This is a genomic window from Citrobacter sp. GW821-FHT07H02 (assembly GCF_059418505.1).
Window position 1 is genome coordinate 14,107 of sequence record NZ_JBWKPZ010000005.1, and the last position, 21,785, is coordinate 35,891.

A 21,785-nucleotide genomic window follows, 5' to 3' on the forward strand; every position below is an offset into this window, starting at 1 on the left:
ATTACGGCCAGCATTTGCTGGCCGTTTTGCTGATTACAGGGTCGATGTTTGCGCGTCAATGACGGCTGTGCGACGGCGTCGACTGGCGAAGAAAATTGCCGTCAGTGAAATGGCGACGGTGGTCATCAGATAGATGGCGACAGGCACCCAATCACCATCGTATTTTGCCAACAGGCCGGTGGCGATCAGCGGGGCGGTTCCGCCCGCCAGCGCAGCGCCAATCTGGTAACCGAGGGTGATGCCAGTGTAACGCACGTTAGCGCTAAAGATTTCAGAGCACAGCGTGCCCAGAACGGCGGTCACTGGCGCCCACAAGATGCCAAACATGATGACCGTGGCGACCACAATTCCCCAGGTGGTGCCAGTATTGAGTAACAGGAACCACGGAACAATAAACAGCCCCAGCGCAAACACGCTGATGGCGTACATTTTTTGGCGTCCCACCTTATCGGAAAGCAACCCCATGAGCGGGATCATCACCGTGGCAACAAGCGCGCCCAGCGTGACCGCTTCCAACACCTGGGATTTTTGGTAGGTCAGGGTGGTGGTGGCGTAGCTGACGACAAAGGTCGAGAAAATATAGAAAGGTGCAGTTTCAACCACTTTCAACCCGGCTGCGATCAGTACTTCACGCCAGTGATGCGTCAGTGTATCGCGCAGCGGCGCTTTGGCTACCTGGCCGGACTGTTTTACTTTCTTAAACTCCGGCGTTTCATCGATATCTTTGCGGATCCACAGTCCTAACAGCACCAGTACAGAACTTAACAGGAACGGGATGCGCCAGCCCCAGGAGAGGAAGTCTTCTTCACTGAACAACGTCATCAGCGAAACAATAAAGGTGGCCATCAGCATACCGATGGTGACGCCTGCCTGCGGGATGCTGCCAAAAAAGCCTTTTCGTTTTTCGGGCGCATATTCATACGCCAGTAACAGGGCGCCGCCCCATTCGCCGCCGATGCCCATCCCCTGAATGACACGCATCAGAATCAATAAAATCGGTGCCCAGATACCGATCATTTCATAGGTCGGCAGCAGGCCAATCATCACGGTTGCGCCCCCCATCAGCGACAGGGTCAGCACCAGCGTTTTCTTACGCCCGATACGATCGCCAATGTGGGCAAACAACACCCCGCCGATGGGACGAATGAAAAAGGTGAGCGAGAAAGAAAGATAAGAGAGAATCAGCCCAATGACCGGATCAACCATCGGGAAGAAGATTTTGTTAAACACCAGGGCGGCGGCGGTGCCATATAAAAAATAATCAAACCACTCTATCGCGCTGCCGGTCAGACTGGCGATGAGTACTTTTTTGTTTTTCTTCAAAATAGCCGTGCTGCTTTCATGCGTTGTCATTACTGGGAACCTCGCCACAGAGAGTGTGAGTCAGGTGATACCCGAAACGGTGTGGGTGCAACCTGCTGCGTTACAAAAGTTGTTAAATTGTTAATCAAACTAGAATTGTTTGTAATGTTTAACAAGTAACAAGACCAGTAAAAGGGCTAAACAGGTAACATTTTTGCAGCGTTATTCACTGCGATTCATTGTAATAACAAGTAAATGCTTTATCGGAAGCGAAAGTGACAGGATAATCTCCAGGTGCAACCGCGACTTTTTTAGTTATTTCGTGTTATTTCACCGAGATGATAAAAAAGTGCTGAAATTCAACACGCCGTCTTTCAGAGTGATCCGCTATTTTCGCGAAGTGAGTTCGGTACCCTGCAGTGAACAATGAGGAGGAATCATGAACATGCGTCAATTTCCGCCACTGTCCGAAGTGACGTTACAGGCAGTGAACACCGTTGGCCAATGGCTGGCGCAAAACGATTTCTCAGCAGAGGAACCCTTTCAGGCTGACTGCGTCGTACTGGCGGGAAATGCCGTCATCCCGACCATCGATGCGGCTTGCAAAATCGCGAAAGAGCAGCGTATTCCATTGCTGATAAGCGGCGGGATTGGCCATTCGACGACGTTCCTCTATTCGGCGATCGCAGAGCACCCGCGCTATAACACGATACGTACCACCGGGCGGGCGGAAGCCGCGATTCTGGCCGACATCGCCAATCAGTTTTGGCAAATACCCGGCGAATCCATTTGGGTGGAAGACCAGTCAACAAACTGCGGAGAGAACGCCCGGTTTAGCTGCGCATTACTCCGTCAGGCGCCGGTGACCATTAACACGGCGATTGTGGTTCAGGACCCTACCATGCAGCGACGTACGCTGGCGACCTTCCGGCGTGTGACGAAGGATGACCCGGACGCCCCGCGTTGGCTCAGTTTCCCGGGTTTTACGCCGGAGCTGCGTCATCAGGAAGAAGGGGTTGATTTTACGAATGCGGCGCAAGGGGTGTGGCCCGTCGATCGTTACCTGTCATTAATTGCGGGAGAACTCCCGCGTGTGCGTGATGATGAGGCCGGTTACGGACCGCGCGGACGTGATTATATTGTCCACATCGACATTCCCGATGAGGTTGAAGCGGCCTGGCAGATCTTGCAAAACGATGATGTTCTGAATGAGGCAATCGATAGCCGTTCCCTGCGTTAACCGATCATTTTTGCCCGTTTGTGACGATCTACGCTCAAACGGGCATGATTTTTCGTCTTCGTTGTCCTTCCTGCGCCCCTTTCGGGGCCTCTTTTATGAACTGCTTCACAAAGTTGCTAACCTGACGGCAGTATCTGCTTCACGATTGATATTAATTAACAATGATTTTACTTGTTAAAAACAAATCAATTACAGGAGCAGCGCATGTCAGCACCCGTACAACACCCGATGTATATCAATGGCCAGTTTGTGAGCTGGCAGGGAACGTCATGGATTGATGTGGTTAATCCTGCAACGGAAGAACTGATTTCACGCATTCCTGATGGCAGCGCAGAAGAGGCGCGTCAGGCCATTGATGCGGCGGTACGCGCCCAGCCTGGCTGGGAGGCATTGCCCGCCATACAACGGGCGGGATGGCTGCGAAAAATTGCGGCGGGTATCCGCGAGCGTGCAGAAGAAATCAGCGCCTTGATCGTGGAAGAAGGCGGAAAAATTCAGCAACTGGCGCAGGTGGAAGTTGCCTTTACGGCCGATTACATCGACTACATGGCGGAGTGGGCGCGCCGCTACGAAGGCGAAATTTTGCAAAGCGACCGTCCGGGTGAAAATATTCTGCTGTTCAAACGCGCGCTGGGTGTGACCACCGGGATCCTTCCGTGGAATTTCCCGTTCTTTTTGATTGCCCGTAAGCTGGCACCGGCGCTGCTGACCGGGAATACAATCGTAATTAAACCCAGTGAGTTCACGCCCAACAATGCCATCGCCTTTGCGCAAATTGTGCATGAGATTGGTTTGCCAGCCGGGGTCTTTAACCTGGTGTTAGGGCGTGGTGAAACCGTGGGGCAGGAGCTGGCGGGCAACCCGAAAGTGGCGATGGTGAGTATGACCGGCAGCGTGGCGGCGGGTGAGAAAATCATGACGGCGGCGGCGAAAAACATCACCAAAGTATGCCTTGAGCTGGGTGGCAAAGCGCCTGCGATTGTGATGGACGATGCGGATTTGGAACTGGCCGTGAAAGCGATTGTTGATTCACGGGTGATCAACACCGGGCAGGTATGTAACTGCGCGGAGCGCGTCTATGTGCAAAAAGGGATCTACGATCGCTTTGTTAATCGACTGGGTGAGGCGATGAAAGCGGTACAGTTTGGCGATCCGGCACAGCGGGATGATATAGCCATGGGACCACTGATTAATGCCGCAGCGCTGGCTCGGGTAGAGCAAAAAGTGGCGAAAGCGGTACAGGAAGGGGCCAGAGTGGTGCTGGGCGGCAAAGCGGTTGAGGGGAAAGGCTACTATTATCCGCCAACCCTGCTGCTGGATGTCCGTCAGGAGATGGCGATCATGCACGAAGAAACATTCGGACCGGTACTGCCTGTCGTGGCGTTTGACACGCTGGAAGAGGCGTTACAGATGGCAAATGACAGCGAGTATGGCCTCACATCTTCTATTTATACCCAGAATCTGAGCGTTGCTATGCAGGCTATCAAAGGGCTGAAGTTTGGTGAAACCTACATCAACCGCGAAAACTTTGAAGCGATGCAGGGTTTTCATGCGGGGTGGCGAAAATCAGGGATTGGCGGCGCCGACGGTAAACACGGGCTGAATGAGTATCTGCAAACGCAGGTCGTCTATTTGCAGTCCTGACAGGCGAGCAGTACCGGGCTGGCCGGGTGAGCGTGAACGCGACCCGGCCACACCCTCATCGTTTAAAGTTTGACGAATTTCTCCAGGGTACGAATCAGTTGGGTGACGAATCCGTACTCGTTATCGTACCAGGCGACCGTTTTCACCAGTTGCAAATCGCCGACTTCAGTAATCTCTGTTTGCGTGGCGTCAAACACCGAACCAAAGTGAGAGCCGATGACGTCAGAAGAGACGATTTCTTCATCGGTGTAGCCAAAGGATTCATTATTCTCCGTCGCCTTTTTCAGCGCGTTGTTAACCTCTTCCGCGGTCACTTTTTTACCCAAAATCGAGACCAGTTCCGTCACTGAACCTGTTTTTACCGGAACTCGCTGAGCATGACCTTTTAGTTTTCCGCTCAATTCCGGTATCACCAGGCCAATCGCTTTTGCGGCTCCAGTGGTATGAGGGATGATATTTTCCGCCGCCGCCCGCGATGCGCGCAGATCTTTGCCTCGCGGACCATCGACCAGTGACTGCGTACCGGTATAGGCGTGAATGGTGGTCATGGTGCCGACCTGAATACCGAAGTTGTCATGCAGCGCTTTGGCCATCGGTGCGAGGCAGTTAGTGGTACAGGAGGCGACAGAGACAATCTGGTCGCTGGCATTCAGCGTGTCATCATTGACGTTAAAGACAATGGTTTTCATCTCGCCCGCCGGTGCTGAGATCAGCACTTTTTTCGCACCGGCATCGAGATGCGCGCGGGCTTTTTCTGCGGAGGTATAGAAGCCTGTGCATTCGATGATGAATTCCGCACCGGTGGTTTTCCAGGGGATATTTTTCGCCTCTTTTTCTGCGTAAACGGCAATTTTCCTGCCATCAACAATCAGCGCATCCTCAGTGAAATCAACGCTCCAGGGGAACGGTCCGTAGTTAGAGTCATGCTTTAACAGATAGGCGAGTATTTTGGGGGAGGTGAGATCGTTAATCGCCACCACATCCACATTGCTCTTCACTTCCAGCAGACGTCGCAACACCAGGCGACCGATACGACCAAAACCGTTAATGCCAATTTTACTCATGATTTTCTCCTGTCAGGGTAGGGCAATACGCCACATTTTTTCCTTACCAGGCTTAGTCCACTCCGCCGTTGCGGGCAATGACCATTGTTGCGACTTACCGTAACCGATTGAAAACGGGAGAACAAAAGTTAATGAATTTTTAACAAAAGCCCGCTATGTTGGCGCTTTATTGTTTTTATTCAGGAATTGTTATGGGCAATAAGTATTCTGGCCTGCAAATTGGTATTCACTGGCTGGTTTTTTTACTGGTGATAGGCGCCTACTGCGCCATGGAATTACGCGGGTTTGCACCGCGCAGCTATCGTCCGTGGTTCAATGTGGTCCACGTTTCATGCGGTATCTCGATTCTGGTATTGATGGTGACGCGTCTGTTAGTCCGGCTTAAGTATCCCGCGCCGCCGATCGTGCCAAAACCGAAGCCGATGATGACCGGTTTTGCCCATCTTGGGCATCTGGTTATCTACCTGCTGTTTATTGTTCTGCCGGTTATTGGCCTGCTGATGATTTACAACCGGGGAAATCCCTGGATGGCATTTGGAATTGTGATGCCACATGCCGCCGAAGCCAATTTTGACCTGGCGGATACGCTGAAATCCTGGCACGTCACGCTGGCAAATCTGGGCTACTTTGTGATTGCTCTGCATGCCGCCGCCGCGCTGATGCATCACTATTTCTGGAAAGATAATACGCTGTTGCGCATGATGCCGCGAAAACGTTCCTGACGTCACACATCGCCCCGCATCTGCGGGGTTTTTCTTTGAATGGGGGAGAGAAAGCACCTGCGTCTAACCAGACCCGTACGCAGGTGAAAACAACGGGTCTACATCGGAAGCGACTATTATATTCATTTGTATGACAAATATAAACCGGTTTGTTATCCCGCTGGCAGGTGCGCCCACACGGGATCTCTGCACCTCTTTATCCTTAAAGTGAACATGGATAAAGCCCGTTCTGCGAACTACGCTTAAAAGGATATAGATATCGGGAGGGATTATGCTGACTCACTCTGAAGCCCGACGCTGGGCGACGCTCATGCTGAAATCGGCGCTGTGTGATGGTATGAAGGGGGATGAGATCTGCAGACAAGTGCATCTGGTTTGCGACAAACACGGAAAAGAGTGCCTTGAAGAGCTTATCGAAGAGATATTGATTGAAGCAGGACGCATTGGTCCTCAACACAGTGCCGGAGAATACCGGCATCATTAAACCACCGCCAGGCGATACGCTGCCTGCGTGAAAGAAACCCCGAAACCAGAACACCTGACGGTTCGGGGTTTTGTGCACATCCCCCGTTGTATCATTCACATGAATTATCCATTCACGACATCATCGTTTTACAGCCGCTATCAAACATTGTTACTATACCCCCCTATAGTATGGAGGGCATATGCCGCATTCCCCTGAAGATAAAAAACGTATTCTGACTCGCGTTCGTCGCATTCGCGGGCAGGTTGATGCGCTGGAACGGGCGCTGGAGTCCGGCGAGCCTTGCCTGGCTATCCTGCAACAAATTGCGGCGGTGCGTGGAGCCTCTAACGGCCTGATGGGCGAGATGGTCGAGATTCACCTGAAAGATGAGCTGGTCAGTGGGGAAACCACACCGGACCAGCGCGCGGTGCGCATGGCTGAAATCGGCCACCTTCTTCGTGCTTATCTAAAATAAATACATCACCTGACTATAAAGGGAAGAGACAAATGAAATCACGTGCTGCAGTTGCATTTGGCCCCGGCCAGCCGCTAAAAATTGTTGAGATTGACGTCGCACCGCCAAAGAAGGGGGAAGTGCTGGTGAAAATCACCCATACCGGGGTTTGCCATACTGATGCGTTTACGCTCTCTGGCGATGACCCGGAAGGGGGGTTCCCAGCAGTGCTGGGACACGAAGGCGGCGGGATCGTCGTTGAGGTTGGCGAAGGAGTGACCAGTCTGAAGCCTGGCGACCACGTCATTCCGCTGTACACGGCAGAATGTGGCGAGTGTAAGTTCTGTAAGTCGGGTAAAACCAACCTGTGCCAGGCGGTTCGCGCCACCCAGGGGAAAGGTCTGATGCCGGACGGCACCACCCGTTTTTCCTACAACGGTGAACCCATTTATCACTACATGGGCACCAGTACCTTCAGTGAGTATACGGTTTGCGCAGAGATCTCTCTGGCGAAAGTGAACCCGCAGGCGCCGCTGGATAAAGTGTGTCTGCTGGGCTGCGGCGTAACGACCGGTATCGGCGCGGTGCATAACACGGCAAAAGTGAAAGAGGGCGATACCGTTGCCGTATTCGGTTTGGGTGGTATTGGTCTGGCGGTTATTCAGGGAGCGGTACAGGCGAAAGCCGGACGCATTCTGGCTATCGATACCAATCCAGAAAAATTCAAACTCGCCGCTGAAATGGGCGCGACTGACTTTATCAACCCGAACGATCATGACAAGCCGGTTCAGGATGTGATTGTTGAACTGACCGACGGTGGCGTCGATTTTAGCTTCGAGTGCATCGGTAACGTCAATGTGATGCGCGCCGCGCTTGAGTGCTGCCACAAGGGATGGGGCGAGAGCATTATTATCGGCGTGGCGGGGGCGGGTCAGGAGATCAAAACCCGTCCATTCCAGCTGGTGACCGGGCGTGTCTGGCGTGGTTCGGCCTTTGGCGGCGTCAAAGGGCGTTCACAGCTTCCGGGGATGGTGGAAGAGGCCATGAGCGGGAAAATTCAACTGGATCCGTTTATTACCCACCGCTTGCCGCTGGAACAGATCAATGAGGCGTTCGATCTCATGCATCAGGGCAAATCTATCCGCACCGTTATCCATTTCGGCGATAGCTAAGTATTCCGCCAGCGGTATCCTCCGCTGGCACTTTCCTGAATTTTCCGGAATGAATTGTTCTGAAATGTGACGAGTATGGCGCTTTTCAGGGTAAGCCATTGTCGGGAAATGCCGATGATCCTCTTACGGGCGTTTTTTGCGCATTCACCTACAAGAGAGTCGACGGTCATGGACAACACATCATCGATGCAAGCACCGCATAAGCTGGGCTTTTTGCATCATATCCGGCTGGTTCCGCTGTTTTCCTCCATTCTTGGTGGCATCCTGCTTTTGTTCGCGCTCAGTTCGGGGCTGGCAGGCTATTTTCTGTTGCAGGCCGATCGCGACCAACGCGATGTGACGGATGAAATAGAGGTGCGTATGGGGCTATCCAATAGTTCTGACCACCTGCGTACCGCACGTATCAGTCTGATCCATGCTGGCGCCGCCAGCCGTATTGCCGAAATGGCGGACATGAAAGCGAATATCGCCGAGGCCGAAAAACGCATCAAACTGGCGCAGGATGGGTTTAACGCCTGGATGGCGCGCGCCGTGAAAACGCCTGCGGATGAAGCGCTGGACGATGCGTTACGCACCCGCTTTAACGCCTATGTTGACGGTTTGCAGCCGATGGTTAAATACGCCAAAAACGGCATGTTTGAAGCCATTATCAACCATGAAAATGAACAGGCGCGGCAGCTGGACAGCATGTATAACGCCACGTTGCTGAACGCGGTAGAGTTGCGAACGGAACGCGCAAACCAGCTGAGTGGTCAGGCGCACCAGCGTAGCCAACTGGGGCTGATGTTTATGATTGGCGCATTTGCGCTGGCGCTGGTATTGACCCTGATGACGTTTATCGTACTACGCCGCACCGTGATTCAGCCATTGCAACGTACCGCCCGACGAATTGAACAGATCGCCTCTGGCGATTTGACCCTCCAGGATGAACCCACCGGAGGCAGTGAAATTGGTCGACTGAGCCGTCATCTGCAAAAAATGCAGCACGCGCTGGTCCAGACCGTCGGCACGGTTCGTCAGGGCACGGAAGAGATCTATCGCGGCACCAGTGAAATTTCGGCGGGCAATACCGATCTCTCTTCCCGCACAGAACAGCAGGCGGCGGCGATCGAACAGACTGCCGCCAGCATGGAACAGTTAACCGCGACGGTGAAACAAAATGCGGATAACGCACATCACGCCAGCAAACTGGCGGAAGACGCGTCCGACAAAGCCAGCCGGGGCGGTCAGATGGTTTCTGGCGTGGTGAAAACGATGGGCAATATCTCCTCCAGTTCGAAGAAGATTTCCGAAATCACGGCGGTGATTAATAGCATTGCGTTCCAGACCAATATCCTGGCGTTGAATGCCGCCGTGGAAGCCGCACGCGCGGGCGAACAGGGGCGCGGATTTGCCGTTGTCGCCAGTGAAGTTCGCACCCTTGCCAGTCGCAGTGCGCAAGCGGCGAAAGAGATTGAAGGACTGATCGGCGAATCCGTCAGATTAATCGATCAAGGGTCGGGTGAAGTGGTGGCCGCGGGCGACACAATGACGGAGATAGTTGAAGCGGTTAAACGCGTTACCGATATTATGCTGAACATCGCAGCAGCCTCTGATGAACAAAGTCGCGGTATTGTGCAGGTAAGCCAGGCCATTTCAGAGATGGATAAAGTGACGCAGCAAAACGCGTCGCTGGTTGAAGAGGCGTCTGCTGCGGCCGCCTCTCTGGAAGCGCAGGCCGCCCGATTAACCGACGCCGTAGGGACGTTTCGTTTACAGGGCAGAAGCCGGGTGAAAAGTGTTCCGGATGCGTTTTCACCGCGAGCCGCCACAACCCATAGCGATAATTGGGAAACGTTCTGAGCAACAGGCCGGGGTTACCCGGCCTTACTTTCGGTGAATGTCCAGCCGGGTGTCTAAAACGGGATTACAACGCGAGGCGTCAGAGCGGCATGGATTTGCGAATCGTTGAAATCAACGTTTGTGCTGCACTGGAAAGGGTTGTATCGACCCGAGTGAGGATCCCGATAGGTTCACCGGCTCCCTGAGACGGAATCGGCAGCGACACCAGCGTCGCCTGACGTAAATCATCCCTGACGGCGCCGGAAGGCACAAACCAAACGTAGTCATAATCGACGGTAAGCTGACGCGAGAGGGACGCTGAAAGCGTTTCGATACAGCCGGAAGGCATTTTGCAGCCCTGGCTTTGCAGTAAGGCTTCTGCGTTCTGCCGGGGGACGGTTCCCTTGGGGGAGACAACGACCGGCCAGTCCGTGACGCGACTCAGCGTCACCGTCTCCTGCAACAACGGGTGATTGGGGCGCACAACCAGTTTCAGGGATTCGAGAAACAACAGCTCATAATTGAGTCCGCTCATCAATTCCGGGTCGGACATTCGGCCAATCCCCAGATCGATTTCTCCCGATTTCAGACCTGCCAGCAGCATGGGATTGTTCATGGTCGCCACTTGCAGGGTCGTCTCTTTTTGTTGCTGATGAAATTGTCCAATTACGGCGGGGAGGATCCCCAGTGCGGCGGTGGGTAGGGCGCCAATGCGCACCACATCATGGTTATGGCCTTCCTTGCGGTTCAGCGCCTGTCCTGCGGTGTTTAGTGCATCAAGCACTTTCACTGCATGGGTAAGAAACTGCTCGCCAGGTAGCGTGAGTTGCGCGCCGAGGCGTCCACGCTCAAAAAGACGGGTTCCGGTCAATTGCTCCAGCTCGTTAAGGGTTTTGGAGAGGGCCGGTTGACTCAGGTTAAGGGTTTCAGCCGCGCGCCCCAGTGTTCCCTGTTGGGCGACGGCTACGAAAGTATGAAGGTGGCGCAAACGAATGCGCTGACTGAACAAACCATTTTTTTCCATAATAGATGTTAAAAACAAAGCAGTGTTGGTGACAAGTAAAGTTATTTGTTTTTGATAACCTGTAAGCAAATTATTATTAACATTTAAAGCATTTAAGTTACAACTGTTTTGTTTTGCTTATATTTTGTACTGCCTGGTGGTGCGTTTTTCGTCCTGATACACGTAACCGCTATGAAGGGCTGGCATAAACGAGGGAGGGGATGAATTCAGGCGAGATCACACTTCGTAAATTCTTCCCACCAGAGTGAATAGCGTTTTCTACACTCCAGGTAATATTCACTGGAGGCATGACATTATGGCGAACACCATCACGGCAGATGAGATTCGGGAACACTTTTCGCAGGCAATGTCAGCAATGTACCAGCAGGAAGTGCCGCAATACGGGACATTGCTGGAACTTGTCGCTGACGTGAATCTCTCGGTACTGGAAAATAACCCGACGCTGCATGAAAAACTGGCCAACGCCGATGAACTGGCACGGCTGAACGTGGAGCGCCACGGCGCGATTCGGGTGGGTACTGCACAGGAACTTTCCACGCTGCGCAGGATGTTCGCCATTATGGGGATGTATCCTGTCAGTTATTACGATCTCTCCCAGGCGGGCGTCCCGGTGCATTCCACCGCCTTTCGCCCGATTGATGATGCGTCGCTCTCCCGCAATCCGTTCCGCGTCTTTACCTCGCTGTTGCGACTCGAACTCATCGAGAACGAAGACCTCAGAAAACAGGCGGCGGAAATCCTGGCGAAACGCGATATTTTTACACCGCGTTGTCATGCACTTTTGGATGAATTTGACGCGCAGGGCAGTTTTACCCCTGCACAGGCGCGAGAGTTTGTTCAGGAAGCGCTGGAGACTTTTCGCTGGCATCGACATGCCACCGTTGATGAGGCGACATACCATGCGCTGCATAACGAACACCGCCTGATTGCTGACGTGGTGTGTTTCCCCGGCTGCCATATTAATCACCTGACGCCGCGTACGCTGGACATCGACAGGGTGCAATCCATGATGCCGGAGTGCGGAATCGAACCCAAAATTTTGATTGAAGGCCCGCCGCGCCGCGAGGTGCCTATCCTGCTGCGCCAGACCAGTTTTAAAGCGCTGGAAGAACCTGTGCTGTTTGCTGGCGAAATGCAGGGAACCCACTCGGCGAGGTTTGGTGAAATCGAACAGCGCGGTGTGGCGCTGACCCCGAAAGGCCGTGAACTGTATGACACGCTGTTGCAAAAGGCCGGGACCGGTAAAGATAATCTCACGCACCAGCTTCATCTACAGGAGGTGTTCAAATCCTTTCCCGACAGCGAATTTCTCCTGCGCCAGCAGGGGCTGGCCTGGTTTCGCTATCGCCTGACGCCATCGGGCGAAGCACATCGTCAGGCGATCCACGCGGGGGATGATCCGCAACCGCTGATTGAGCGCGGGTGGGTGGTGGCGCAACCTATTACCTACGAAGATTTTCTGCCAGTGAGCGCGGCGGGGATTTTTCAGTCAAATCTCGGTAATGAAACGCAGGCGCGAAGCCATGGCAATGCCAGCCGTGACGCCTTTGAGCAGGCATTGGGTTGTCCGGTCCATGATGAGTTTGCGTTGTACCAGCAGGCGGAAGAACGCAGCAAGCGGCGTTGCGGCCTGCTCTGAACACGGTATCCTGTTGGGATGTAAAAGAAGTCGTGTCAGGATGTTGTTATGAAAATCCCTTCCATCCCCCTGGCTGAAACACTGCAGGGGAAAATTATGGGTGTCGCGCAAGGCGACATCCACCTTTGGCGTGGGATCCCCTATGCTGCGCCGCCGACAGGCGAGCTGCGCTGGCGTGCGCCGCAACCAGCACCCGCGTGGCAGGGCGTCCGCCAGGCGAACGCCTTCTCCTGCGCGAGCTGGCAGGATATCGAGTATTGCAAAGCCCTTGGCGGCGGTGATCCGGGGCGTTTTTCGGAAGATTGTCTCTATTTGAATATCTGGTCCCCGGCGACGCGTTCCCAGCCATTGCCCGTCATGGTCTGGCTACACGGTGGGGGTTACACCATCGGCTCTGGGTGTCTGCCGCCTTACGACGGAGAAGCGCTGGCAAAAAGAGACGTGGTGATCGTCACGCTCAACTATCGCCTCGGTCATCTCGGCTTTTTTGCGCATCCGGCGCTGGAAGGCGAAGAGGGCGAATGCCTCAACAATTTTGCCTTATTAGACCAGATTGCGGCGCTGCGTTGGGTGCAGGAGAACATTGCTGCGTTCGGGGGCGATGCGCAAAATGTCACCTTGTTTGGTGAATCCGCCGGTGCGCGCAGCGTCCTCTCATTAATGGCCTCGCCGCGTGCCAAAGGGCTTTTCCAGCGGGCGATGATTCAGAGCGGGTATACGTTGCCCGATACGCCGCGCGAGATTGCGCTCGAAAACGGCGTTGCCGTGGCGGCGCATTTTGGTCTGCAAAACGCCACTGCTGAACAGCTACGGGCCATTCCGGCGCACCTGTTCTGGTCGCTCGGCGCGCCATTGAAAATTGCGCCGACGCCCATTTTTGGCGATGCGGTTCTCCCGGAACCGATGCTCGACGTCTTTTTCGCGGGTAAACAGCACCCGATGCCGGTACTGATTGGCTCAAACAGCGATGAAGCCAGCGTGATGCCGGTGTTTGGCGTAGATCTCGCCGGGCAAATCGAAAAGTTACGCCGAGAGCGTCGACTGGGCCTGGGGCTTATCAAACTGTTGTATCCCGGCGTTAAAGGGGATGAAGAGCTGGGACGTCAGGTGTGCCGGGATATGGCGTTCACCACGCTGGGATATGTGGTCATGCAGGCGCAGCAGCGGGTCGGCGAGCCCTGCTGGAGGTACTGGTTCGATTATGTTGCTGAAAGTGAGCATGCCACCTATGCGAAGGGGGCCTGGCACGGCAATGAGGTGCCTTATGTTTTTGATACGCTGATGCTGGCGGAACCGTCGCGCTATTACGCCAATGGCAACGATCGGGCGTTTGCCTCGCACATTGCGGATTACTGGGTGAGCTTTGCCCATCATGCCAGCCGCTCCTGTGATGTTTTGCACGGCCCGGTACGCTGGCCCGCCTCAATTCAGGGACGCGATCGTCTGTTGCGGATTGGTCTGAACAAATTTGCCGGTTTTAAAGTTGAAAACCGTTTTATGCGGGCGCGGATGTCACTGCTTAAACGGGTGATGAAACATCATGTCAGCCTGGATTAACCTCCGTGAAGATGTTTCAACCCGGTAATACTCCTGTGCTAACTTTACATTGGAATCAGTCTGTTCCGATCGACAGAAAATATTTTCATTTTTGTACAGATTATCGGCGGGCAACAATTGGATTATTAATCGAATTTGTCTAGAGTGAGCGCTCAGAAACGTGCACTCTCTTGCCGCTGTTACGTACCAGCGCGGGACCATTCACACGACCAGAAGGACTTACTTTCAGGTATGGATCGTAGACGATTTATTAAAGGTTCAATGGCAATGGCCGCCGTGTGCGGTACCAGTGGTATTGCATCTCTCTTTTCTCGCGCCGCCTTTGCGGCCGAATCCGACATTGCTGATGGTCAAACCGTCCGTTTTGACTTCTCTGTTCTGCAATCCATGGCGCACGACCTGGCCGAGAAACCGTGGGGCGGCGCGCCGCGCGCACTGCCGAACACGCTGGCGAATCTGACGCCGCAAGCGTACAACAGCATCCAGTATGATGCCGAACACTCGCTGTGGAATAACGTAGAAGGGCGCGAGCTCGATGTGCAGTTCTTCCATGTCGGGATGGGGTTCCGCCGTCGCGTGCGGATGTTCTCCGTGGATGCGGGGACGCATCAGGCGCGTGAGATCCACTTCCGTCCTGAACTGTTTAAATACAACGATGCGGGCGTCGACACTAAACAGCTGGAAGGGCAGACCGACCTCGGTTTTGCCGGTTTCCGCGCGTTTAAGGCACCGGAACTGGCGCGTCGCGATATTGTGTCGTTCCTCGGCGCCAGCTATTTCCGCGCCGTTGATGACACCTACCAGTATGGTTTGTCTGCGCGCGGTCTGGCGGTCGATACCTACGCGGATAAGAAAGAAGAGTTTCCTGATTTCACGGCGTTCTGGTTTGAAACGGCGAAGCCGGGCGACACCACGTTTACGGTGTACGCGCTGCTAGACAGCCCCAGCGTCACGGGTGCCTATAAGTTTGTGATCCATTGCGAGAAGACGCAGGTGATCATGGATGTGGAAAATCACATCTATGCACGTAAAGACATTCAGCAACTGGGCATTGCGCCAATGACCAGTATGTTCAGCTGCGGCAATAACGAACGCCGCATGTGCGACACTATTCACCCACAAATCCACGATTCCGATCGCCTGGCCATGTGGCGCGGCAACGGTGAATGGATCTGCCGTCCGCTGAATAACCCGCAAAAGCTGCAGTTCAACGCCTACACCGACAACAACCCAAGAGGGTTTGGTCTGTTGCAGCTTGATCGTGATTTTACCCACTATCAGGACATTATGGGCTGGTATAACAAACGTCCAAGCCTGTGGGTAGAGCCGCGCAATCAATGGGGCAAGGGAACGATTGGCCTGATGGAGATCCCGACCACCGGCGAAACGCTGGACAACGTGGTCTGCTTCTGGCAACCGGAGAAAGCGATAAAAGCCGGTGATGAACTGGAGTTCAAATACCGTCTGTACTGGAGTGCGCAACCGCCGGTACGCTCGCCGTTGGCGCGTGTCATGGCAACCCGTACCGGTATGGGCGGGTTCCCGGAAGGTTGGGCGCCGGGCGAACATTACCCGGAAAAATGGTCGCGTCGTTTTGCCATTGATTTCGTGGGCGGCGATCTGAAAGCGGCAGCGCCGAAGGGCATTGAGCCGGTGATTACGCTCTCCAGCGGTGAAGCGAAACAGATCGAAATTCTCTATGTTGAGCCTTTCGACGGCTATCGCATTCAGTTTGACTGGTATCCAACCTCAGACTCTACCGACCCGGTGGATATGCGCCTGTTCCTGCGCTGTCAGGGCGACGCCATCAGCGAAACCTGGCTGTATCACTACTTCCCGCCAGCGCCGGACAAACGCCGGTATGTTGACGATCGCATCATGCGCGAATAATGTTTAGCACGGCTCTTCCCGCGTGGAGGAGCCGTTTTCACCTTTCCTGCCATTGATACCTGTACACGATTTAAACACGATCCCGTTCGCATTATTCTCTGCGCCAAATGCGTAAGCTGGCTGTGTGTATTTGCTATACACATTTTTGCCACTCACAGGGAGAGCGTATGTTTCCAGAGTACAGAGATCTCATTTCCCGACTGAAAACCGAGAATCCTCGCTTTCTGTCCTTGTTTGAAAAACACAATAAACTTGATCACGAGATTGCCCGGCTGGAAGGTTCAGATGGCCGGGGATACAATTTGGATATTGTTCGCCTGAAGAAACAGAAACTCCTGTTGAAGGACGATCTGCTTAAAATGTTGCAAAAAGAAAGCGTTGAATAACGCATGTTCTCAAGGGCTTCACCCGCGGTGAGGCCCTTCATCTGATACTATTCTGGCCATCTTGATTTTTTATAAGGGAATGGCCTGAAATGTCCGACATCATCACTCTCGACGACACCTTACAACTGCGGGCGGTAGACGAAAGTCACGTTACGGCTCTGCACCAGTTGGTCCTCAAAAATAAAGTGTGGCTGCAAGCGTCGTTGAACTGGCCGCAATTCGTGAATTCTGAAGATGACACGCGCAAAAACGTGCAGGGCAACAAGATGTTGCACGAGCGTGGATACGCCAAAATGTACCTTATTTTTAAGCATTCCGATGTCGTGGGCGTCATTTCGTTTAATTTAATCGAACCCCTGAACAAAACAGCCTATATCGGTTACTGGCTTGATGAAGACCATCAGGGGCAGGGGATCCTTTCGCGTGCGCTACAGGGCATTATCGATTGTTATGCGCAGCGCGGCGAGATCCGGCGGTTTGTCATCAAATGCCGGGTCGATAATGCAAAAAGTAACCGCGTGGCTATCCAAAATGGATTCACGCTGGAAGGTTGCATGAAACAGGCTGAATTTCTCAACGGTGATTATCACGACGTCAATATGTACGCCCGTATTATCGATACCGTTTCACAGTAAACCCGCCAGGGGGGTACGCGTAATATGCTGCTCCCCGTTAATGGTCTTCGGCCCGCGCAGGTGGATCATGTCGCCGTCAAAGGCTTCCACCGTCGCCCGGTCGGTGATCTCAACGCGGTGCTCTATCAATACTTCGCCGATGACACGGGTGTCGCCCTCAATTAAGACATGATCATCGAGCAGAATGGGCCCGCCGCTGAGATGGGCGCGTCCGCCTACCAGCACATGATGTTTCAACACACAATTGCCTTCCACGGTGGCGTGTTCAGCCACCTGCGAACTGTAGCGTAGGGTGGGAATGGCATCCTCCTGGCTCCCGGCGATGATGCGGGCGTGGCCGTACACTTTCGCGCAATCGCAAATCCAGACATTGTTTTCGGCGTTACCTTCGATCAGGGCAAAATCAAACACTTCAGCCCGGTGCTCTATAAACGCTTCATTGATGATCGCGTCGCCATAGATTTGTGCCTGGTGCACCACCCGCGATCGGCTCACCGTGGCGCGATCATAGATTTGCAGCATCAGGTCGTTAGCGTGGGTTAACCCAATCGCGGCGATAATTTCAGACTGATGCAACACGCGGGCATCGCCAAAGAGGTGACAAATACCGCGAACCACGGAATGCTGCACGGTGACGTTGTCACTTATTCGGGCGCCATGGCTGATTTCCGCCCGATCAATCCAGCTATTGCCACCGACCTGCGCGTCATCATTGATCACACAATATTGGGTAATTCGGGCATTCCCTGAAATCCGTGCGCCGGCAAAGGCCACACTGTTTTCATCGTAGATCCAACAGTGGCCTTCCTGCGCGAGAACAGAATCCGCGTCCACCCAACCGCCGGGCGTGCCGGCTTTGACGTCGTTAAAGTCTTTCAGAGCGATTATCTGGCGCAGGGGTATGCTTTTTTTACTGCCATTCTCCTGAAAACTAAACGATCGCTGTTCTTCACTAAGACGGTATTTGGTCATGGGTTATTTCCACTCAGTCGCTTAAGATAACCGTAGCAAAGATTTCGGCTCTGGATAAACCCGCTGAAATTCCATAAAATGCATTTCAAATATACTTTATAAATTAAACAAAATGAGTAAGAAAAAGCAGAGCGACCGGGTGCTTAATCTTCCGGCGGGATATTTTGGCATGGTTCTGGGCATCATCGGTATGGGCTTCGCGTGGCGCTATGCAAGCCATATCTGGCCTGTAAGCCACTGGATTGGCGATGGACTGGTGATACTGGCGATGATCATCTGGGGATTGCTGACGCTTGCGTTTCTCAGTCGCCTGGTGCGTTTTCCCCACAGTGTGCTGGCCGAAGTGCGCCATCCGGTGATGAGCAGCTTTGTGAGCCTGTTTCCCGCGACCACCATGCTGGTGGCCATTGGCTTTGTTCCCTGGTGTCGCCCGTTATCCGTGGTGTTATTCAGCATCGGGGTCGTCATTCAGTTGACCTACGCCGCGTGGCAAACGGCCGGGCTGTGGCGGGGCTCGCACCCTGAAGAGGCCACAACGCCGGGTTTATATTTGCCAACGGTGGCGAACAACTTTATCAGTGCGATGGCCTGTGGGGCGCTCGGCTTTAATGATGCCGGACTGGTCTTTTTAGGTGCTGGCGTGTTCTCGTGGCTTAGCCTGGAGCCGGTCATTTTGCAGCGTCTGCGCAGCGCCGGAGAGCTTCCGACGATGTTACGCACCTCCCTTGGCATTCAGCTTGCGCCCGCGCTGGTGGCCTGTAGCGCCTGGCTGAGCGTCAACGGCGGAGAAGGCGACATTCTGGCGAAGATGCTGTTTGGCTACGGTCTGTTGCAACTGCTTTTTATGTTGCGACTGATGCCCTGGTATCTGTCACAACCGTTTAATGCCTCGTTCTGGAGCTTCTCGTTCGGCGTTTCTGCGCTGGCCACCACCGGATTGCATCTGGGGCACGGCGCGCCGACAGGTTTTTTCCATACCTTGTCGATCCCACTGTTTATTTTCACCAATTTAATTATTGCGTTATTGCTGGTACGTACGGTTGCATTGCTGATGCAGGGAAGGCTGCTGATTCGCGCTGAACGTGCAACATTACAGAAATCTGAGGATAAAAAATGACTCTTCGCGACGAAAATTACTTTACGGAAAAATACGACCTCACCCGCACCCATTCTGAAGTGTTAGAGGCGGTTAAGGTTGTAAAACCAGGAAAAACACTGGATCTGGGGTGTGGCAACGGCCGCAATAGCCTTTATCTGGCGGCTAACGGTTTCGATGTGGCGGCGTGGGATAAAAACCCGATGAGTATCGCCAACGTGGAACGAATTAAAGCGGCGGAAGGGCTGGACAATTTGCATGAAAAAATTGTTGATCTCAACACGCTAAGCTTTGATGGCGAGTATGATTTTATTCTTTCTACCGTGGTGTTGATGTTCCTTGAAGCCAACACCATTCCCGGTTTGATTGCCAATATGCAGCGTTGTACAAAACCGGGAGGGTATAACCTGATCGTGGCGGCAATGGATACGGAAGACTTCCCGTGTACCGTGGGTTTCCCATTTGCTTTTAAAGAAGGCGAATTATGTCGTTATTATGAAGGCTGGGAACTGCTGAAATACAATGAAGATGTTGGGGAATTACATCGTACGGATGCTAACGGTAACCGAATTAAATTACGTTTTGCGACAATGCTGGCGCGAAAAAACGGCTAAATCTGATTGATTTACGATGATTATCATCCATTCTGCATTCGATAAGGGTTTTATCGGATGCAGAGATCAAATTTGTGCGGACGATACCATTTTTGGTACATCGTATTTATTTTCTCTTTGCTATTATTTCAGATGCATATCTTCAAAACTAAGGGATCGTTTCATGTGTGCTCAAACTTTAATAAAAGTTGCAGTGCTTACTGGTTTACTGGCGTTATCAGGCTGTGCGTCTAAAGTCACTCAGCCAGATAAATACTCGGGTTTTTTAAAAGACTATTCTGGTCTTCAGGAAACAAAATCTGCTACGGGGCATCCGGTTTTACGTTGGGTCGATCCCAATTACAATGCGTCTAAATACGATAGCATCGTTTATAACCCGGTTACCTATTACCCGGTTCCTAAACCTAGCACTCAGGTTGGACAGCAAGTTCTCGATAAACTGCTGAACTACACCAACACCAAAATGAAAACCGCTATTGGGCAGCGTAAACCGCTGGTCGCGACCCCTGGTCCGCGTAGCCTGATCTTCCGCGGTGCAATTACCGGTGTGGATACCAGCAAAGAAGGACTGCAATTCTATGAAGTGGTTCCTGTAGCGTTAGTTATTGCAGGGACACAGATGGCAACGGGCCACCGCGACATGGATACCAGCCTCTACTTTGAAGGCGAGCTGATTGACGCGGCAACCAATAAGCCGGTGATGAAAGTGGTCCGTAAGGGTGAAGGTAAAGATCTGAACAACGAAAGCACGCCGATGGCGTTCGAAACGTTGAAGCAAGTTGTTGACGACATGGCGACCGATGCCACCATGTTTGATGTCAATAAACCGATCCAGAAATAAGATTGCTGCGCCATCTTCGGATGGCGCAATTTTTTATACTCTCCGATGTATCAGACGTAACGCGCCATAGCAAATCCCTCCGGCAATGAGTCCCCAAAATGCGGCACCGATCCCCAGCAACGTCAGTCCGCTTGCTGTCACTAAAAATGTGACGATAGCCGCGTCGCGTTCTGTGGCATCAACCAGCGCTTGATGCAGACTTCCGCCAATGGTGCCTAACAGAGCAAGTCCCGCCAGCATCTGAATCCAGGTGGCGGGTAGGGCGGCCATCAGGCTGGTCACGGAACCGCCAAACACACCCGCCAGCAGATAAAATACCCCCGCCGACGCTGCCGCCATCCAGCGACGTTTGGCGTCCGGGTGCGCCTCAGGGCTTTGGCAAATCGCCGCCGTAATGGCAGCAATGCAAATGGAATAGACACCAAAGGGGGAGAAGAGCAGAGCCAGAAGCCCGGTGAAAACGATCAATGGTGAAACCGGCAACGCATAACCCGAGGCTTTCATGGTGGCGATGCCGGGGGCATTTTGCGACGCCATCGTCACCAGAAACAGCGGTAATGCTACACTAAGCGAGTGCGCAAAGGAAAACTGCGGGGCGATAAAGGCAGGGAGTACCGGTGAAAACTGAATACTTTGCGTGACAATGTCACCTTTTAGCAGCGCAATCACCATTCCCACCACCATCGCGGCGATAATGGCGTAGCGCGGCGCGATGATTTTCATCATAAGCCAGGCGAATAACATACCGGCACACAACACAAACTCACCGTCAAAACGGGCAAAGGCCTGCAAACCAAAACGCAGCAGGATCCCCGCCAGCATGGCCGCAGCGAGAGAGTGTGGAATTATCTGCATTAGCCTTGCAAACAGCCCGGTAACCCCGCACAGGACAATCAGCAGATTGGCGACAATGAAAACGCCGACCGCTTCCTGAAGCGTTAATCCCTGCAGTCCGGTGACCAGCAACGCCGCGCCAGGGGTCGACCATGCTGTCAGCACCGGTGCGCGATACCACAACGTCAGTGCGAGGGTGCTGACGCCCATGGCGATGCCAAGCGCCGTCATCCACCCGGCGATTTGCCCGGTGGTTGCTCCGGCGGCAATAGCCGCTTGCCAGATAATGGCTGCGGAACTCGCGTAGCCCACCAGAACGGCGACAAATCCAGACAGCACCGTTGGCAGAGGAAGAGAAAATGAACGCATGGGGACCCTTTTGTGCGTTATAGCGGTCGCCCACTGTAGCATT

At 53.4% G+C, this 21,785-nt stretch carries 20 protein-coding genes; 15 read left to right on the forward strand and 5 right to left on the reverse strand.

Translation table 11 applies throughout. The annotated features are described in order from the left end of the window. Positions 1-33 precede the first annotated feature (33 nt). Positions 34-1,353, reverse strand: coding sequence for an MFS transporter (locus AC07NP_RS08125; protein ID WP_494660100.1), 1,320 nt, complete (start codon positions 1,351-1,353; stop codon positions 34-36). A 388-nt stretch (positions 1,354-1,741) separates the two neighbouring features. On the opposite strand from AC07NP_RS08125, the gene AC07NP_RS08130 reads away from it, so the two are divergent. Then, complete coding sequence (locus AC07NP_RS08130) at positions 1,742-2,542, forward strand: YdcF family protein (protein WP_494660101.1); 801 nt, start codon at positions 1,742-1,744, stop codon at positions 2,540-2,542. Positions 2,543-2,746: 204 nt separating this feature from the next. After that, positions 2,747-4,186, forward strand: coding sequence for an aldehyde dehydrogenase (gene aldA, locus AC07NP_RS08135; protein WP_494660102.1), 1,440 nt, complete (start codon positions 2,747-2,749; stop codon positions 4,184-4,186). A 62-nt stretch (positions 4,187-4,248) separates the two neighbouring features. Here aldA and gap read toward each other — a convergent pair whose 3' ends face one another. Continuing rightward, positions 4,249-5,250, reverse strand: coding sequence for a type I glyceraldehyde-3-phosphate dehydrogenase (gene gap / locus AC07NP_RS08140; protein WP_494660103.1), 1,002 nt, complete (start codon positions 5,248-5,250; stop codon positions 4,249-4,251). Between the two features lie 191 nt (positions 5,251-5,441). Between gap and cybB the strand changes: the two genes are divergently transcribed. The 5 genes from cybB (at position 5,442) to AC07NP_RS08165 (ending at position 9,906) form a co-directional block, all read left to right on the forward strand. Next, positions 5,442-5,972, forward strand: a complete 531-nt coding sequence (cybB, locus tag AC07NP_RS08145) for a cytochrome b561 (RefSeq protein ID WP_494660104.1) — start codon at positions 5,442-5,444, stop codon at positions 5,970-5,972. Positions 5,973-6,243: 271 nt separating this feature from the next. Beyond that, positions 6,244-6,456 (forward strand): hypothetical protein, encoded by a 213-nt coding sequence (locus tag AC07NP_RS08150; RefSeq protein WP_203361126.1) that lies wholly within the window; start codon positions 6,244-6,246, stop codon positions 6,454-6,456. A 181-nt stretch (positions 6,457-6,637) separates the two neighbouring features. Next, entirely contained in the window at positions 6,638-6,913 is a 276-nt protein-coding gene (locus AC07NP_RS08155; RefSeq protein ID WP_003833178.1) for a metal/formaldehyde-sensitive transcriptional repressor, read from the forward strand. Positions 6,914-6,945: 32 nt separating this feature from the next. Continuing rightward, positions 6,946-8,064, forward strand: a complete 1,119-nt coding sequence (locus tag AC07NP_RS08160; RefSeq protein ID WP_494660105.1) for an S-(hydroxymethyl)glutathione dehydrogenase/class III alcohol dehydrogenase — start codon at positions 6,946-6,948, stop codon at positions 8,062-8,064. A 168-nt stretch (positions 8,065-8,232) separates the two neighbouring features. Continuing rightward, on the forward strand, positions 8,233-9,906 hold the full coding sequence (locus AC07NP_RS08165) for a methyl-accepting chemotaxis protein (RefSeq protein WP_494660106.1): 1,674 nt from the start codon (positions 8,233-8,235) through the stop codon (positions 9,904-9,906). A gap of 79 nt (positions 9,907-9,985) precedes the next feature. On the opposite strand, the gene AC07NP_RS08170 is transcribed toward AC07NP_RS08165, so the two are convergent. Then, a complete protein-coding gene (locus AC07NP_RS08170; protein WP_192612277.1) occupies positions 9,986-10,909 on the reverse strand; it encodes a LysR substrate-binding domain-containing protein in 924 nt (307 codons plus the stop codon). A 295-nt stretch (positions 10,910-11,204) separates the two neighbouring features. Between AC07NP_RS08170 and hglS the strand changes: the two genes are divergently transcribed. From hglS to rimL, 5 genes are all read left to right on the forward strand, one after another. Then, on the forward strand, positions 11,205-12,548 hold the full coding sequence (gene hglS / locus AC07NP_RS08175; protein WP_494660107.1) for a 2-oxoadipate dioxygenase/decarboxylase HglS: 1,344 nt from the start codon (positions 11,205-11,207) through the stop codon (positions 12,546-12,548). A 48-nt stretch (positions 12,549-12,596) separates the two neighbouring features. After that, positions 12,597-14,105 (forward strand): carboxylesterase/lipase family protein, encoded by a 1,509-nt coding sequence (locus AC07NP_RS08180; protein WP_494660108.1) that lies wholly within the window; start codon positions 12,597-12,599, stop codon positions 14,103-14,105. A gap of 231 nt (positions 14,106-14,336) precedes the next feature. After that, entirely contained in the window at positions 14,337-15,995 is a 1,659-nt protein-coding gene (locus tag AC07NP_RS08185) for a glucan biosynthesis protein D (protein WP_301697106.1), read from the forward strand. 167 nt (positions 15,996-16,162) lie between these two features. Beyond that, entirely contained in the window at positions 16,163-16,381 is a 219-nt protein-coding gene (locus AC07NP_RS08190; protein ID WP_192612273.1) for an HP1242/YdcH family protein, read from the forward strand. 89 nt (positions 16,382-16,470) lie between these two features. Beyond that, the gene (gene rimL / locus AC07NP_RS08195) at positions 16,471-17,016 is read left to right on the forward strand and encodes a 50S ribosomal protein L7/L12-serine acetyltransferase (protein WP_203361132.1); all 546 of its coding nucleotides are present in this window, start codon (positions 16,471-16,473) and stop codon (positions 17,014-17,016) included. On the opposite strand, the gene ydcK is transcribed toward rimL, so the two are convergent. Continuing rightward, positions 17,008-17,988 (reverse strand): YdcK family protein, encoded by a 981-nt coding sequence (ydcK, locus tag AC07NP_RS08200; RefSeq protein ID WP_494660109.1) that lies wholly within the window; start codon positions 17,986-17,988, stop codon positions 17,008-17,010. The two genes, rimL and ydcK, sit on opposite strands and share 9 nt — an antisense overlap. A 112-nt stretch (positions 17,989-18,100) precedes the next feature. Here ydcK and tehA point away from each other — a divergent pair, with 112 nt between their 5' ends. From tehA to AC07NP_RS08215, 3 genes are all read left to right on the forward strand, one after another. After that, complete coding sequence (gene tehA, locus AC07NP_RS08205) at positions 18,101-19,105, forward strand: dicarboxylate transporter/tellurite-resistance protein TehA (RefSeq protein WP_494660110.1); 1,005 nt, start codon at positions 18,101-18,103, stop codon at positions 19,103-19,105. Further along, on the forward strand, positions 19,102-19,698 hold the full coding sequence (tehB, locus tag AC07NP_RS08210; protein ID WP_494660111.1) for a tellurite resistance methyltransferase TehB: 597 nt from the start codon (positions 19,102-19,104) through the stop codon (positions 19,696-19,698). Before tehA ends, tehB begins: the two co-directional genes overlap by 4 nt. A 163-nt stretch (positions 19,699-19,861) precedes the next feature. After that, complete coding sequence (locus AC07NP_RS08215) at positions 19,862-20,539, forward strand: DUF3313 domain-containing protein (protein WP_494660112.1); 678 nt, start codon at positions 19,862-19,864, stop codon at positions 20,537-20,539. 33 nt (positions 20,540-20,572) lie between these two features. Here the strand turns inward: AC07NP_RS08215 and AC07NP_RS08220 are convergent, their stop codons facing one another. Then, the gene (locus AC07NP_RS08220; RefSeq protein WP_494660113.1) at positions 20,573-21,784 is read right to left on the reverse strand and encodes a benzoate/H(+) symporter BenE family transporter; all 1,212 of its coding nucleotides are present in this window, start codon (positions 21,782-21,784) and stop codon (positions 20,573-20,575) included. Position 21,785 lies beyond the last annotated feature (1 nt).